At 39.3% G+C, this 15756-nt stretch carries 18 protein-coding genes and 1 pseudogene; 13 read left to right on the top strand and 6 right to left on the bottom strand.

The window, feature by feature from the left end:
* Both ACE1CC_RS09835 and arr read left to right on the top strand, forming a co-directional pair.
* Positions 1-1402 (top strand): FtsK/SpoIIIE domain-containing protein (locus ACE1CC_RS09835; protein ID WP_413270287.1); only part of this gene is annotated, 1402 nt, incomplete at its 5' end.
* 718 nt (positions 1403-2120) lie between these two features.
* A pseudogene (arr, locus tag ACE1CC_RS09840) lies at positions 2121-2469 on the top strand (NAD(+)--rifampin ADP-ribosyltransferase).
* A 94-nt stretch (positions 2470-2563) separates the two neighbouring features.
* On the opposite strand, the gene ACE1CC_RS09845 reads toward arr, so the two are convergent.
* Positions 2564-2770 carry a hypothetical protein gene (locus ACE1CC_RS09845; protein ID WP_413270288.1) on the bottom strand — a complete coding sequence of 69 codons (207 nt, stop codon included), beginning with the start codon at positions 2768-2770 and terminating at the stop codon, positions 2564-2566.
* Positions 2771-3060: 290 nt separating this feature from the next.
* On the opposite strand from ACE1CC_RS09845, the gene ACE1CC_RS09850 reads away from it, so the two are divergent.
* From ACE1CC_RS09850 to ACE1CC_RS09865, 4 genes are all read left to right on the top strand, one after another.
* Positions 3061-4467: a hypothetical protein gene (locus tag ACE1CC_RS09850; RefSeq protein ID WP_413270289.1), complete on the top strand. Its 1407-nt coding sequence runs from the start codon at positions 3061-3063 to the stop codon at positions 4465-4467.
* 63 nt (positions 4468-4530) lie between these two features.
* Positions 4531-5370 carry a hypothetical protein gene (locus ACE1CC_RS09855; RefSeq protein WP_413270290.1) on the top strand — a complete coding sequence of 280 codons (840 nt, stop codon included), beginning with the start codon at positions 4531-4533 and terminating at the stop codon, positions 5368-5370.
* Positions 5371-5879: 509 nt separating this feature from the next.
* Positions 5880-6452, top strand: a complete 573-nt coding sequence (locus tag ACE1CC_RS09860; RefSeq protein ID WP_413270291.1) for a hypothetical protein — start codon at positions 5880-5882, stop codon at positions 6450-6452.
* 189 nt (positions 6453-6641) lie between these two features.
* Positions 6642-6956 carry a hypothetical protein gene (locus ACE1CC_RS09865; RefSeq protein WP_413270292.1) on the top strand — a complete coding sequence of 105 codons (315 nt, stop codon included), beginning with the start codon at positions 6642-6644 and terminating at the stop codon, positions 6954-6956.
* A 361-nt stretch (positions 6957-7317) separates the two neighbouring features.
* On the opposite strand, the gene ACE1CC_RS09870 is transcribed toward ACE1CC_RS09865, so the two are convergent.
* Positions 7318-7482, bottom strand: a complete 165-nt coding sequence (locus ACE1CC_RS09870) for a toxin-antitoxin system protein (RefSeq protein WP_143171186.1) — start codon at positions 7480-7482, stop codon at positions 7318-7320.
* Between the two features lie 141 nt (positions 7483-7623).
* Here ACE1CC_RS09870 and ACE1CC_RS09875 point away from each other — a divergent pair, with 141 nt between their 5' ends.
* Complete coding sequence (locus ACE1CC_RS09875) at positions 7624-8772, top strand: ParB/RepB/Spo0J family partition protein (RefSeq protein ID WP_413270293.1); 1149 nt, start codon at positions 7624-7626, stop codon at positions 8770-8772.
* 50 nt (positions 8773-8822) lie between these two features.
* On the top strand, positions 8823-9059 hold the full coding sequence (locus ACE1CC_RS09880) for a hypothetical protein (RefSeq protein WP_413270294.1): 237 nt from the start codon (positions 8823-8825) through the stop codon (positions 9057-9059).
* Here ACE1CC_RS09880 and ACE1CC_RS09885 read toward each other — a convergent pair.
* Positions 9049-9684, bottom strand: coding sequence for a type I restriction endonuclease (locus ACE1CC_RS09885; protein WP_413270295.1), 636 nt, complete (start codon positions 9682-9684; stop codon positions 9049-9051). The two genes, ACE1CC_RS09880 and ACE1CC_RS09885, sit on opposite strands and share 11 nt — an antisense overlap.
* A 124-nt stretch (positions 9685-9808) precedes the next feature.
* On the opposite strand from ACE1CC_RS09885, the gene ACE1CC_RS09890 reads away from it, so the two are divergent.
* Positions 9809-10420 (top strand): hypothetical protein, encoded by a 612-nt coding sequence (locus tag ACE1CC_RS09890; RefSeq protein WP_413270296.1) that lies wholly within the window; start codon positions 9809-9811, stop codon positions 10418-10420.
* A 38-nt stretch (positions 10421-10458) separates the two neighbouring features.
* On the opposite strand, the gene ACE1CC_RS09895 is transcribed toward ACE1CC_RS09890, so the two are convergent.
* Positions 10459-12363: a type IV secretory system conjugative DNA transfer family protein gene (locus ACE1CC_RS09895; protein ID WP_413270297.1), complete on the bottom strand. Its 1905-nt coding sequence runs from the start codon at positions 12361-12363 to the stop codon at positions 10459-10461.
* Between the two features lie 125 nt (positions 12364-12488).
* Between ACE1CC_RS09895 and ACE1CC_RS09900 the strand changes: the two genes are divergently transcribed.
* Positions 12489-12800 (top strand): hypothetical protein, encoded by a 312-nt coding sequence (locus ACE1CC_RS09900; protein ID WP_413270298.1) that lies wholly within the window; start codon positions 12489-12491, stop codon positions 12798-12800.
* Here the strand turns inward: ACE1CC_RS09900 and ACE1CC_RS09905 are convergent, their stop codons facing one another.
* The gene (locus ACE1CC_RS09905; RefSeq protein WP_413270299.1) at positions 12801-14294 is read right to left on the bottom strand and encodes an IS5 family transposase; all 1494 of its coding nucleotides are present in this window, start codon (positions 14292-14294) and stop codon (positions 12801-12803) included. It lies immediately after the preceding gene.
* A gap of 219 nt (positions 14295-14513) precedes the next feature.
* On the opposite strand from ACE1CC_RS09905, the gene ACE1CC_RS09910 reads away from it, so the two are divergent.
* Together ACE1CC_RS09910 and ACE1CC_RS09915 are read left to right on the top strand one after the other, a co-directional pair.
* Entirely contained in the window at positions 14514-14747 is a 234-nt protein-coding gene (locus ACE1CC_RS09910; protein ID WP_413270300.1) for a hypothetical protein, read from the top strand.
* A gap of 7 nt (positions 14748-14754) precedes the next feature.
* A complete protein-coding gene (locus ACE1CC_RS09915) occupies positions 14755-15144 on the top strand; it encodes a type II toxin-antitoxin system VapC family toxin (protein WP_413270301.1) in 390 nt (129 codons plus the stop codon).
* Here ACE1CC_RS09915 and ACE1CC_RS09920 read toward each other — a convergent pair.
* The gene (locus ACE1CC_RS09920) at positions 15110-15307 is read right to left on the bottom strand and encodes a hypothetical protein (protein WP_413270302.1); all 198 of its coding nucleotides are present in this window, start codon (positions 15305-15307) and stop codon (positions 15110-15112) included. The genes ACE1CC_RS09915 and ACE1CC_RS09920 overlap by 35 nt on opposite strands.
* Before the next feature lie 105 nt (positions 15308-15412).
* On the opposite strand from ACE1CC_RS09920, the gene ACE1CC_RS09925 reads away from it, so the two are divergent.
* Complete coding sequence (locus ACE1CC_RS09925) at positions 15413-15535, top strand: hypothetical protein (RefSeq protein WP_413270303.1); 123 nt, start codon at positions 15413-15415, stop codon at positions 15533-15535.
* Positions 15536-15756: the final 221 nt, after the last annotated feature.

Raw genomic sequence — 15756 nt, forward strand, 5'->3', positions numbered from 1 at the left:
TACTGATACCTGTCACTTTTTGATTGGTGGTACTACTGGAAGTGGAAAAACTGAATTACTGAAGGCGATTATTGCTAGTATCATCTGGTCTTATTTACCACAACAAGCGCAGTTGATTATTGTCGATCCCAAACGAACTAAATTCAATCAATTTGCTAATCTGCCTTGGTTGTACTGTCCAATAGTCAAAGATAGTAAATCGGCTATTAGTATTCTGGCTGATATGGCAGCAGAAATGGAATCTAGGTACGAGTTATTTGAAGCTAACGGTTGTGAGAATATTGAGGAATACTTGCAAAGTACTGGTAAGTCATTACCAAGAATTATTGTAATTTATGATGAATTCGCTGATTTTATGTTAGTACCAGCTGATAAAGCAGCTATCGAATCTACTTGTAAGAAATTGGGTCCGAAAGCTAGGGAAGCTGGCATACATTTGATATTAGCTACTCAAAGACCGGATAAGGATATTGTTACACCAATATTACGTAGCAATTTACCAGGCAGAATTGCGTTGAAGGTCAAGAGCGAAGGGGATAGTAAAATTCTTCTTGGTGCGGGTGCTAACGCTCATCATTTACTTGGTAGAGGCGATTTACTTTATCAAGATGCTAGCAGTATTGTTAGACTCCAATCGCTGCTTTTAGATGATATTTCTCCGGTTATAGAATGGCGTAAAAGTAATGGTGGAACTGGTGGGAATAATAGTGCTTATTCTCCACCTACCCACCAGTCCTCCACTGCAACTCCACCAAACCTCCACCAGCTTCCACCACCAGCACACAAGGGTTCCACCAATTCTACCATCTCCACCACCACCGGGAATATTACCCCTGATTGGGCAGAACAATTGCTAGATGAACTTGGTGGAGTTAAGAAAGCTAATCTGTTTTCTGGTCGTTCTCAAGCAGAAAACTTGCACTTGTTTAAAACTATGAGAAAGCGGGGATTGAATAAAACACAAATCATCCTAGTAGGTTGGGGAATTACTAAGAGTGGGACTGATGCGCGTTATCAAGATGCTTCTGTAATGTATGAAAATATGTTAGCTAAAATTAATGGCAGTTCTGAGCTAGAAAACTTCTTGCGTTCTTTGCCTGCTAAAGCTTATGAAAAGCGACAATGGTTATCGCATAATCCAGGGGTTTATTTGATTTTTAGTGGAGATTATCAAAGGTTGTTTTATATAGGAAGGACAGAGGGTGATACGACAATCAATTTGCGAATAAATTCCTCGCGTTATCCGCATCATAAACTGGCTAATATTGAGCAGGTTTTAGCACAGGGAATTGAAATTTATATTGGTTGGATTGTTTGTTTAAATGAAGCGGATAGGATTAAGTTAGAAGATGATTTGATTAGGCAGTGGGAACCAGAGTGGAATAATGTTGGTAAAATTTGATTACCAGTTTGCATAATTAAGCTCATGAGAACCTGCCATGACCAAGCAACCTCGCATTCCAGATCCAGAAACCTCAAAGCGCCTGTTAGCCAATTTGCGGAAAACTCACTTGGAAATGCAATAATTTAATGAAGAATTAGCCGAAATTAATGCTAGATTAGCACAGTATATTAGCCAACAAAAATTGCAAAGAGTAAGGCATTCTCTTAATGTTTTAACTGTAGAATCGGAGAATTTGCCAGACTAGAAAATAGAAGAATGAGTAGCGAATGCACTTTAGTTTGGGAAAGCGATATTACGATAATTAGGAGACAAAATAATTATGGAATTCAACCCAAGCAACAATGTTGTTAAACTTTGCCTTCAAGGTATGAGCATGTCAGAAAAAGGCAAATCTGAACAAGCAAGTGAACTATTTCTTCAAGCCTGGAACGAAGCGACAGACGACTTGGAAAAATTTATTTCAGCTCATTATGTAGCCCGACATCAAAAAAATGTTTCCGAGCAATTAAAATGGCTCGAAACGGCTTTGCAATTGGCATTAAAAATAAATAACGACTCTGTAAAAAGTGCTTTCCCTTCTCTATATTCAAACATTGCTAAATGCTATGAGGATTTAAGCGACCCTGGCAAGGCAAAAAAGAATTATAAATTAGCAACTTCGTTTCAGGATACACCTGCTGATAAAGGCCCTTTTTATCATGGGACGAAAGCAGATTTGTCGGTTGGCGATTTGCTGAGAGCAGGCGGCAATTCTAATTACAAATCTGAACTCAAAATGAATCACATTTATTTTACAGCCCTGGTTAACGGAGCAGGACTAGCTGCTGCATTAGCACTCTTGTGATGGACGTGAACGTGTTTATATCGTTGAACCGACAGGAGAGTTTGAAAATGACCCGAATGTTACAAACAAAAAATTTCCGGGCAATCTGACACGCTCATATCGCTCCCAAGCACCATTAAAAATCGTTGGCGAAGTAACAGATTGGACTAGACAAACACCTGAAGAACTCCAAAAATGGCGTGAAAAGTTGGCCAATAACAAAGGAGAAATTATTAATTAATTTCTGAGGTGCTTTCTTCAGTTGGGCCACCGCTTGGACAAATAGAGAACGGGTAGCTGGCAGTTCGGCTAGGGCATTGAACGCGATCGCTCTCTTAACCAGCTACTCGTTCTTTAACAGCTTTTGTAATTACCTCTCTAAGAAACTCATTGCGATCGGGGAACTGGCGCAAAATCTGATCAATATCCTTTGGCAACCGCACCGCACATGGTTTCTCAGCCAGTTCTCCATCTGGGGTTACGACCTTCTTAAACTGTTTAGCTTTCAGTTTCTCATTCTGAACCGGATTAGGATTAGGCATAATTCGCTTGTTTACCGTGAATCATATCAATTTATATAATAACAGACATGATAGCAGCACACCTGGTTATGCGTCATATCACTGTAAACAAGTGGTATATTATCTTTTTTTATTTGATTTGCTTGTTTACAGTGAATAATCTAATATAAATTAGGCTTTAAAACAGGTATTTCACTGTAAACAAGTGATATATTTTAGATGTGGTTGATACCCACACAAAAACAAGTAGGGCGATGCAGCCTGGAAAACTTATCGCCCTACTAACCCACACATATATATGAGGTAATCCGATGCTATCAGTATTTGCTACTGAACTAACCACTACCCAATCCGAACTCGAAACATTACTTGCCAAAGTTGACGCGCTGCGGGGTCAAATGAAAAGCCTAAAAGCTAATCAGGCTAAGGTTTCTAAGTTTATCGATAACTGCAAAAACTTGTTAACTGAACTGCCAGAATTAGCGATCGCGGAACTTAAAAAAGAAATCCTCTCTCTGTTCCCCAGTTACCAAGCCGAAACCAAGGAATCTGCACCAGTCAACGAAGTATTCCCCAACTTTGTAACTGAAGTCCCCAAAACTGAATTTACTACTCCTGAAATCGCCAAAACTGAAGAAGTAAAAGACCGATGGAACCCTGCACACTTTGAGCCAATGGAATATCAGGCTGAAAACAACGGGCAGTTTAACCTTTTGCAGCCAACAACAACCGAACCACCAGAACCAGACGACTACTCCAACCTACAGGACTTTGAGGCAGCATGGGAAGCATGGGAAAAGAAAGAAGTTGCGGTTTGTTCTGCACCATTACCACAAGACAACCTGATCGACCTCTCTGGTGAATCATGGGAACAGCTGAAAGTTTCACTCAAACCAATCCACGTCTCAAAACCACAAACAGCAAGCTTTTTGATCGTGAAAGGTGAACCCACACCAGTGACAGAGGAAGCCGCTACCGATGATGATGACCAGTGGCCAGAAGTAGAACCTGTTACCCCAGAAGTTGAACCGCCCAAAGAGAACGATTTCGCTACTACTGAATATCTAAACGATACGGTGATGTTTATCAAAAAGCACTCCGGCGAAATCCTAGCTGGATATATTGCCTGCATGAATCGAGGTCTAGCATCAGATTGGGCTGAATGCTTAAATTTGTGGGGATGCAATGCCGAATTTCGTAAAGCCAAGCGTTTTGGAAAAGGTATTCAATGGGAAGTAAAAATCACAAAAATCTCAATAGAACAGTTAATTACTGTTGCTAATAATCACTCTAGTTTATATTCTTCCGTCCCGGCTGGCAACCAAGAAAATGCAAAAAAGTTCTTGAGTGGGAAAGCAGAAACCAACGAGAATTTATCAGACTCAAAAACGCTACAACCTCAATCAAACTTACCCAAAGAGAACAGCGAGATTACTACAGAACAAAAAGCTAGTGTTGATGCTGAGATTATTCTCAAAAGTGAACAAGCAAAAGCTGATATTATCCCCAATTATTCCCAACCAAATCAACAAAAAGTTTTCGCTGGTGATTTAATCCGAGTTAAATCAAATTGTCATCATAAGTCAGCAATAGGGTTAACTGGAGTTGTCACAATAGCCAGTCAAACAGGTTGTATCGCGCAGTTTGAAACTATCGGTAACAGATGGCTGACAAATGACCAGATTGAAATTGTCAAAGAGTCAAAACTTGTCGGCTAATTAAAATAGTAGAAGGGTGAGATTGACTCACCCTAATAAATTCACTTACCGAGGTTTACAAATATGAAAACTGACACAAATCAAGTAGAGCGTGCTATTAACAGTAGCAACATAATTGACGTAACAGCAGAAAAAATTGAATCAGAACCCACAACAGCGATCGCTCCAATCAATGCGGCTGAATCTGATATGCGCTCGGCTTTAGTGCATTACTCCACATTAGTTGAATTCACCCAAAAAGTATTACAGCGTGGTGTAGATTATGGCATTATCCCTAATACTTCTAAACCAACTTTGTTAAAGGCTGGAGCAGAGAAGTTATGCCAATTATTTCAGCTTTCTCCCAAATTTGAAAGGCTGGAAGTAGTCACTGACTGGACTGGTACAGATCATGGGCTAAGTGAGCCACTGTTTCACTATCACTACAAATGTAGTTTATATCGTGGCGCTACATTAATAGCTGAAGGTGAAGGATGCTGCAACAGTTTAGAACGAAAATACCGCTACACAAAAGATGGGAAACCCAACCCTCGTATCTATGATGCAGTAAATACAATCTGTAAGATGGCGCAGAAAAGAAGTCTAGTTGCAGCCGTTTTAATTGCTACTGGAGCTTCCGAATTTTTCACTCAAGATCTAGAAGATATAGCAGAGCGAATTAGCCCGGAAAGTGAACCCAAATCACGCTCAGAAAATAGTCAACTTTCTCGGAGTTCTTTAGAAGAACAATCATCAGCGATTATGGAAAAGTTGGGATGGTCGAAAATAACTGCTTCCGCTTTTGCAGAAAAAGTTACGGGTAAGAAATTTAGAAAAGATATGTCAATTAAAGAATTACATCTATTGGTTAGTGCTATGCTTCAGGAATTAGAAAAGATTCAAAATCAACCGAAATCTCAATAATTATTCAGGTTGATTTTCATCATCTTTTTACCACTGTATTAGCAGGGCTTAAACAAAAATGCGGCTTAGTCAATGTAGTCTCGAATCATATCTAGGGGTTCGGGATTATCTGAAGCTCACGGACGCTATCATGACCATTATTTAAATCGCAGACCATGAAAGCCTTGTATACTAAGCATTTGAACCTGTTCAACCGAGACTAGAAAAAACAACACACTGTTGAAAACCTGATTCTGTTACTGATATTTGGACAGGAGAGACTTTTGCTAACTTACGCCAACTCCACAATTTACCTCTGTTTGACACCTGTTTTCTTCTAGAATTGTAACAACTTCCACCTTAAACTTTTTTTTATGCCGCAGCCAGATTTAATTTTTCAAGCAATTGGTTCAATTTTCGGAAAAGTAACTTTTCCAGAAAACCGGAAATCCGCTATCGTCAAAGTGTCGGGCAGAAATTACCCACTTTATTATTTGAATGAAAGGTATAGCCGAGTCAGGTTTGAAGCGATGAAAAGCCAGATAGAAAGTACAGGAAATCATGAGTTAAGGCTGATCGTATATCCAAAGGCGATTCATTTTCCTAACCCAGAACAACCCCATCAAATAGCATTTCATTTTGTCAAGTATGAGAATAATAATAACGTCAAAGCCTTTAAAAAATACGAGAATTTAGAATTTAAACTTTCTGGGTTGTGGCAGTTTATTCCGGTATGTAAAATCCCGTGTATTTCGGTTTATAGAAATTTTACTCCGATGCAATTAGAGTTAGTAAAAAAAATGTCATTGCCTCGAAAAGTTGAGTTTATGAAAGCAAAGCACTTACCTTTGTTTTGGAAAGATGCGCCCATTCCACCGTTCCAGTATAATCCAACGCTGGAAAAAGAAGAGCGAGGGAAACCCATGTTTGTATCCATCAAAGCTAAATTTCAGCCACACAAAAATGTTTTTAAATTTGATTCATTATTGGCAATGCCACAGGTAGAAGCACCAGAATACTTTAAAGCTGGTAAGGAATTGAAAGCCGAAGCGATGCTGGCACTCAAAGAAGTTGGCTCACTAGACGATAATAGACCAAGCTAATCAACAGCTAACGCTGCTAGAGCGAAAAATGCAAATAGTTCCAGTGATAAATTTGGCGCTCGCTTGCACTCGCTTCAACATTACTCAATTTTGCTCTTTAAATCGAATATTATGGAATAACTTGATAACTTAAGGATTAAAAAGGCGACTATTGTCGCTTTTGCGATGAAGTGAAAATTGGTGAAAACTATGCCAAATGTTAACTTTATCGGCTACGAATGTCAAGTGAAAGTTAGTCATTATGCTCATGGACTAACTCCCTGCCTAAGCTTAGTAGATGCTGAAGGAATGCCTATAGCAACTGCCACAGTCAACGTGCCTAATCTTCAATTACCACCCAATCATGTTGTTATCAAAAACTACTCGGAAAATGAAGGAATTTTGGAAGCATTGATAGTTGCTGAAATTGTAAAACCAACAGGACAAACAGTACCAGTCGGTCACTGTGTCGGTCAGATCTGCCAGTTAACTCCTAAAATGTTAACCAATTTGTCACCTGTGTAATTCAACAATATCAATCTTGAAAAAGTTTTGACAATTAGGGTAAAGCTCCGCACAACTGCGGAGTTTTTTTTACCCTATTTTTTTATAGCGGCGATCGCCTCTACCAGAAAAAGATTAAGTGAATAAAATATGTATGAACACTTGCAAAATTTATTAACTTTCGCCATCGAAGCGATCGCTATTATCGGCTACGGTCGGATTCTCGCTCACAATACATTATCAAGTATTCAACCAAAAAACTAAGATTTGAAATTTCATATAATTAACTCAATCAAGAACATCGTCCGAGCGTAACAATTTTTAGAACAATAATATTTTATTTAACTCATAGTTTGTACCGCTAACACCAACTTATTACAACTCACTTAGCTAACGCGGATTCGGGCGCATTTTCAGTAGGAGGGTAGTGTTTGATTAGTATCCTCTCTACCTCGTTACTGATTTTGCGATCGTCCTTTTGCGCCGCTAGTTTGATTCGCTCCAGCAAATCTTCATCCAACGATATAGTGATTCGTTTCCTAGCCATTTTCCACCTTTGGTCTACTGATTATATCATACCAGTATGATTTATATGAAAAGTATGAAAAGTATGATATGCTAAACGGTATTAATAGAGCAACCTGTGCTACAAGCTCCAATCCCCGAATAAACCACCAGGGGTTGCCAAATGAATCAAAATGAGCCAATATTGCTCAGTTTGAGCAATGAAATCCAACACATCGAGCTAGAACGACTCAAACCTCATCCTCGTAACGAGGAAATTTATGGAAGCTGCGAAAGTATTGCCGATTTAGTAGAGTTAATCAAAATCAAAGGTCATGTCCAACCGCTAATCATAAAAGCAGATGGAACCATAATCAGTGGTCATCGTCGTTGGAGAGCGCTTACCGCGCTAGGGTGGAAAGAAGCACCAGTTATCGTCGGTCACTTCCAGACGGAAGAAGACGAACTGTTTGTCCTGATTGCAGAAAACCGCCATCGCCAACAAACGAAAGTGCAGAAAATCCGCGAAGGAATGACAGTCGAACCGATCGCCCGAAAGCTCAGGGATAATCATGCCGCCAAAGAAATTTTTCGTGCAGAGCAACCGATGGAAAATTTTCCATTGGAATCGCTCAACTTGGGATTGACTGCAAAGGAAATGCAACTAACGGAAAATATTGTGGCAGCTATAGTTGGTTTAGGCTGCGGGAGAAACTATAGGAAAGGCCGTACTGCGGTGAAAGCTGCCGATCGCTTGAGGAAAGATGAACCGAAATTGGCGCAAGTATGGCTTGATATAATTAACAATCGCAGTGTAGATGCGGGATATCAAATCGCCAGAATGTCAGAGAACAAACAAAGGGAAACTTTAGAAGCATCAGCCAAGCTTTCGCCAAGTAGCACATTCAGTTCCCAGCAAAGCAAGGCTTCAATTTCAACTTCTCAAAAGAATTTAGCAAACGAATATAGTGTTGGGACTTGGGTAATAGTCAATATTCCTCTATTTCCCTTGGAAAAAACACCCGAAAGAAAGTGGAATGGATTTTGGGGTAAAATTAGCGAAGTGGGAGTGACACTCAAAGTTGATTTGGGAATGGAAGTAGTGCCACTGCTACCATCAGATGTGGAATTAATAGAAAAACCTACACCTAGTTTTTGTCAAGTAGCGGAACGAATTTTAAGATTACAAAAGTTTGATACAGTGCATGAATTTGGCAAAGTTATCTTAAATAGAATGCAACAAACATTGCTGTGGGATGCTACAACCTTGGCTTATTTAGATGCGGTTGAACAGATTGAACTAGCACGGAGAGCGATCGAACAAGCTTTATAGTATTAGTTTCAAAGATAAAATTGTTATTGAATAATTAGGAAGAATAAACTATGAAAAGCGTCACATTACGGCATCAGGTTGGAGAAGATGGCATCTTGCATTTAGATGTGCCTGTAGGGTTAAATGATGCTGAATTAGAAGTAACAATAATATTCAAAGAAGTTGCATCAGCTACGACGATATTGGAAGAATTAGAGTGGAAAGAATTTGTAGAAAAAACTTATGGAAGTTGTGCTGACGATCCAATCATTATAGATGAACAGGGAATATCAACTCTCAACAACTGACGATTCTTCCTAGATATTTCAGAATTTGGCACACATTATAAAGCTGATTGCGTCGGGGAAGGAGAGAAAATATATCAGACAATTCATACTGAGGAAAGTCTTGAGTTAGCAGCTTGATAAAAATAAAATTTCCCCCATTTGTCACCATTCCAAAAACAGGTTGTTCTTGGTTAGGACTAGCTAACATATACGCTAATGTTTGTGGCAAAGCAAGTTCTAAGGAAAAGCTGGTTTCTTTGGATTCTATTACCACAACCCAAAGTTTTTCTTGAATCACCAACGCATCAATACGTCCTCGATACGTTACATCATCGCTTTCTACACTAATTTGTACAGTTGTTTCCGTCTTGAATCGAAAGGGAGGGTTAAAAAATCCTGCCAAATCCAACAATGGGGATAGAACAATTAATTTAATTGTTTCTTCACCTAATTGACCATCAGATAATTGATAAAAGTATTTTTGTTTAATAGCATCAAGTACTTGTTGTTCTTTCTCTGTCAGTTCGCTATCAGTGTTTAACCATTCAGTAAAGAATTGGTCATCTGTACTCCGTTGCAGGTTGAATTGACTTTGCAGTTGATTCAATGTTTTCAAGCTGCGTTCGATTGGCAAAGTTTCAGTCATAGTATATCTGGGAAATTATTATTTAATTATATCTGATATAGCCAAGTAATTTTTATTATTTTACTTACTAAATCCAAGCGACTAGCGTCGCATTAAGGGGTAAACGTTCGCTGTTTACCCATCTATGCCAGTAATTACAATTAACGGTTTAAACACTTTAATCAACCCACCAAAGCTATCCTTACCTATCGACGATGAAGCAGAAAATTTGCAATTAGCGATGAAACAAACCTGCATGAAACTGCCTACAAAACCATTGCTAATTGCTCATCCAAAAATCGATAGGTGGATAATGGAAATAGGTTTTCTCTATCCTGAAGTATTTGAATGGGAACCTCCACAATTTTTAGTAGATGTTCAATTTACCACCCAACTTTGCAATACAAAAGATACTTGGGTGCAAATCAACACCAATGCCGCTTTTCTCAACAATGGCTATGTCAATTTAATTGAATGGTCAATTCGACAACCAATTTTGAATTGGACTGACAAAGTAAAATTGTGGGCAACAACTGAATATCTGTCATTACCACCAGAAAAGTTAAAGTTAACAATCTTAACACTGCACCCAACTTACCCAGCTAAAAGACACGAAATTAGTTGGGACAGCCAGCAGCACGAAGAAACAAGACAATGGTTAATATCCGTTTTGACAGCACAAGCACCACCAGTTCCGATTCCAGTAGCATCACCAGCTAAATTGGATTTAGAAAAAATTGCCGAGGTAGAAATTTAGCGTACCCGATTCCAATGGAAAATTTTCCATCAGCTGTCCTAACGCTTACCAATCCCACCAGTGGAAAATACTCGTTTAGAACGCTTAACAACAGAGTCGAGTGGGTCAGACTCATACCTCGAACTTGAAGCTGGATGGGATTCTTGAGGAATATTACCGCCAGCATCCGGTAATGGCAACATTCGTTCGGCTTCAGCAATTCGCTCGTACAAAGCAGCGGTAAGCTGTTCCTTGCTAGCAAGTTGCACTCGGCTTTCCAATCGTGGTCTGACCTGTTCTTCCCAGAGTGCTTCACTTTCACTTTGCCGTTTCAAATCAGCTTTGGGAATCGGTATTGTTAAAGCATAAGGAATCGACCCTTCACCACCTGAACTATAGCCGGGGTTAGTAATCACGCATCGACCTTGGGGAAAACGCAATATTTCATCTACCGAAAACAGTGGCATCTTTTGCAATGACTCGTTCCAACTAATCGATTGACTACCCTGCGACTGACCACCTTGAGAACGACTGGTAGACTTGCTTTTGATTAGCACTTCCTTATCGCCATAGCGTTCCGAGTACTTTTTGGCAGTGTCCGTATTACCGGGATTGAATAAAATGTGAGTACTGCAAGCAGAAGCAATCGCTGCTCCCATTTTCTCACCATATCCTTCGTAAAGCTGCTCCAAACTTTGAATTCCTAAAATAAAACAAGCACCGTTGGAACGATATTCGTTAATCCATTGTGGCATCCTATCTAATCGAATCGAAGGAAATTCATCCAAGGAAATAATTAACGGGTCTTGACGGGGACGACTTAAATTAGAAACAACAAGTAAGTGAATAGCAGCAGCTAATAAAGGCCCAACTACAGAACGCCGTTCGTCATCCAACTTGAACACAATCATCTGCCGACCTGCTATTTTAGTTGGGATATTCGACTCTCCCAAAAAAGCTCGTAATAAGTCAGCTTGAATAAAACTACTGAAAGTTCCCGCCGCCGTCGTGAGAATCCCCGAAATAGTTTTTTCGGCTTCCTTAGCACTCAAAAACTGGTTAAAACTAGTGGCAATCCATTCATCAATTTGTCGAGATTGAATCGCATAATCGATGCGTTTAACTAAACTTGGCAACCTCATTATAGCATAAAGCATTGCCATATCTGGATACTTGGAACCCTTAACTAACTGAAGCAATGCTTTAGCTAATAAGTCACCTGCTTTGGAGAAGAATTCATCACTTTTTCCCTGACCGGAACTAGCATTTCGATTAATAACTTGACCGATTTCCCCCGCCATTACCGAATCTTGTGGTGATTTCATAAAATCGAGAGGATTGATTACACCAGAATAAGATTCTCCCGGTGCAAACGTCCAAACTTTATAACCGTAACGTGCTGCTAACGGCGCGTGTAGCTTAAGTTGTTCTCCTTTTTTATCGTAAATAATAATCGGAAATCCTTGCACCATTGCGCTTTCAATTGCTCGATCTATTGTCGAAAAAGTTTTACCGGAACCGGGCGCACCGATTACTAAAATCGAGCGTTCTGCATGAGGTAACCAAACAGTCGGACTACTGCCTAAAGCAGTTTGAATATTAGCAACTAAACCTCTTAATTTTTTACCATTCCACCAATACCGAGGACTACCACACCATAATGTAACTTTATTGTGTTTGCGCTCTTTGATTTGTTTTAATGCCAACATACTAGCTGCCATCTTTTCGGAAGTACCGCACAGCTTCCCGGTGGTAATCTTGCCTTTGCTGTTTCCCATAAAGCGAGATAGTAAAAGCAGAAAGATGAAAAAACCGATAGTTACATAACCTTCAGGATTATTATATTGTTGTAGAATACCACCCAAGTTTATTGACGATATTGGCGTAGGTTGCTCTGTTCTGCTTCCAGTTTGAGCTAGAACATGGTTAGATTGAGCGAAGAAAAATTTGATTTCAAAACTCATATTAGTTGTAGTTACAGATTAGTAGTGATAGATAAGTCAGTTTAACTAGAAAATGTTGGATTTTGATAACTCTAATGGATGATAATTATCACCTAACGAATCAGCCTTTTGGTTAAATAAAATGTTTGAATGCTTTACTGCTAACGCAGTATTCGGTTGCTCAAGCGAGTTTAATAAATGTTATGAACAAGCATCAAAAAAAGTGGGTAGCCCAGTTTTTTTCCAGGCATCCTGATTATAAAATTTCTCAACCGGGTGGAATTATCAGATTAGCAGCAGGGGGAATTTCAATTACTTTTGAACGAACCGAATGGATTTATTTGGAGCCAATCTCTGCTCAATATTCCGGTGAATATCTACCTGGTTTTAAGTGGCATTATATGACAGCTAGATTAGGGCTTGCTGAAAAAGTAACAGAAAAGGAAAAGGATGATTAACTAGCTAATGGAGTAAGAGTGATAGATAAGTTTTCTTCGAGTTAATGATTTAACAAATAACTTGTGATAATCAATTACTCGAAAAAAGTAATTGAATTGAAAAATCGACCAAAAAATCTGTCGAAGAATGGCTTCGAGATTCATGACTAAAAAGGTAATAGCAATCGCCGTTTCGGAAGTATGGGCTAGTTTAGTCATGATGCGATTCAGGCTAAATCTTCGTTTTCCTTGACCAAACTTCCCCTCAATAGAATTACGAATTTTCTCATCCTCTAATGCCTGTTTCTTAGTTGATTTACTGATATTTGCTGGTGGTCTACCTAACGGGGGACCACTAATTCTAATTCCTCTTTCTTTACACCAAGCACGGTTGTCTCGAGTCCGGTAAATTTTATCTACATGGACTGATTCTGGATAATGTCCTGTGTATTCTTTAAAAGCCTCTATTTGTGTTTTTAAATCAGTTGATTCGTTAAAGTTATCCCAACTAATCCGGTCAAGAAATACATATTCATCCACACAACTAGCTGACAATTTAGCCCCAAATTCTACTGGCGTTCCGGCTTTTCCTCGGACAATCGGACGAATATGTGGTTGACTCAAACTGACAATTCTATCAGAGATACTTTGTTTGTTATTATCAAACATCCATTGCTGTTGACGAGAGACTTCTGATATTACTAATAAGGTCTTGTATTGGCTGTTATTCAAGCAACTCAGGGTTGCTCCATCGGCAATTAGCTGGTCTATATGCCCTAAGTTTCGTTTAATATATTGCCGTTGTCTTTTAATCGCTTTTCGTCTTTTTTTTCGGGAGGGTTGGCGTTGTTTGGCTACTTCTAGGTAGTTTTTTCTGGCTATTTTTCGATAAGTTCTTGGTTTTTTCTCTGATTTATTTGTCCGATTTTTATGCAAGGTGTCAATAATCTTTTCCGTTTGTTCTCTGGCTTGATTTAAAATTTTTAAGTCGGTTGGATAAGTAATATCGGCAGGCGCACAAGTAGCATCAGCTATTAACTTTCCTCGATTTTTCCTCTCACTTACTTCTTCCGATTCGGACTGATTTTCTGCGGATGGCTCTGTCGTAGCCTCTCGCATTCTCTTGACCATCACTTGATTTACTTTGTTGACTAATTTAGCACTAATTCTCGTCCGAAAGTGGACTAACATTGAGGCATCAAAGGGTGGAGAATTACTGTATTCTGAGAGTCCGATAAAATACTGTAAATAAGGATTTTCTTTGATCTGTTCTACTGTTTCTCTATCGCTTATCCCTAATTTCTCTTTGATAATTAATGCTCCTAACGCCATTCTAAATGTTTTGGCTGGTGCGCCCATAACAGAAGAGAATAACTCTGCATATTCAGCCTCAAATTCTGACCAGGGTACCCATTGAGCCATGATTACCCACCGATTATCTTCTGCGAGTTTTCCCTCAAACGGTAGTTTAAACTCTTCTAATGCTCTGTTCGGTTGCTCCTCTTTTCGGTACATTTTCTCCGGCTCATCCAAGCTTTCTGGGCTATTTTACACCCATTCCTTGCACTTTTATCAGTTTTCATCGCTGAACCTCCTTACCCTCTCCCCTTTTCGCTCTTTTTCAGCAAGCCCCAGTTACATTCGCGATTGGCAACAAGCACCCTAGTTAATATAACTAGCAATTTGAGTTATGATAAGTAGAGACTATGCAGAATTCAATTTTTGAGAAATACAATGATGACACAGCAAGAGTTGATTGATGAGTTTTTGTCTCTACCTGCTGAAGCACAAAGCCAAGTAGTAGATTTTATTGCTTTTTTGCGGAAAAGATATACAGAATTTCAACCTGCATCTGGAGCGTCAAATATTGACTTGATAAGTGATAACTTTATTGGAATGTGGCGAGATCGTCAAGATTTAGCTGACAGTAATGCTTGGGTGCGGAATGTGCGAAAAACTGAGTGGTGAATGTAGCATGACTAATCCAACTATCGTCGATACTGATATTTTGATTGATGCTGGTCGCGGTGTTAGCGAAGCAGTTAACTGTTTACAAAATTTAAAAGCAAGTTCTGGACTAGCAATTAGCATAGTTACAGAAATGGAACTGATAGTTGGCTGTGCTAACAAAGTAGAACTACAAACATTAGAAAATTTCCTAAACCAGTTTTATATTATTAAGATAGACTTGGCCGTGTCAGACAAAGCTGTTGAGTTATTGCGGCTTTATCGTCTAAGTCATGGCTTGCTGATTGCTGATAGTATTATCGCAGCTACAGCAATTGTGTGGAATTATCCGTTTATAACAAAAAACCAACGTGATTACAGATTCATTCAGGGGTTGAATTTGTTGCCATATCCTTAATACTATATTTGGCTGCAATCTGTATTGATAGCAATCTTACTTGATGAGGTTCTACTTTCAACACCGCACACACCAACTGCTGAGTAATGTAAAGCGATCGCGCTAGAATATCCCGCAAGCCTATCATAATTCCTACCATGCTCAATGCCACTGTCACCGACACCGGAAAAATTACCTTTCATTAGGAGAAACTCCAATGGCAACCAACACCTCTTTAGAAGAATGAATAGCAGCAGTAGAAGCAGCAATTACTGAATTGCAGAAACAAGTGGCAAATCCTCAACCGACAAATTGGCTACAACAAATTACAGGGTCTTTCAAAGATGAACCAGCTTTTGAGGAAGTACTAGCTGTAGCAGCCAGCAATAAGAAACACTCCGACCAGCAATAACGAGCATTCTGAGCCAGGATTAATTGCAACTATGTTGGTGAATTGAGCCAGGATTATCTGCGATTGGGACAGAATTAACTGCAACCAGCCAGCAATAAGAAATTTGAGCCAGGATTAATTGCAACCATAAAGTAAAGAAAAGGGTCGTTTTCTTTACTCAGCCGTTTTCCCGCTCTCAGCCGATGAATCGTCGTCCCCCTTTGGTAAAAAAACTCAGTTAA

It is taken from the genome of Floridaenema aerugineum BLCC-F46, assembly GCF_041929345.1.
Taxonomy (GTDB): domain Bacteria; phylum Cyanobacteriota; class Cyanobacteriia; order Cyanobacteriales; family Aerosakkonemataceae; genus Floridanema; species Floridanema aerugineum.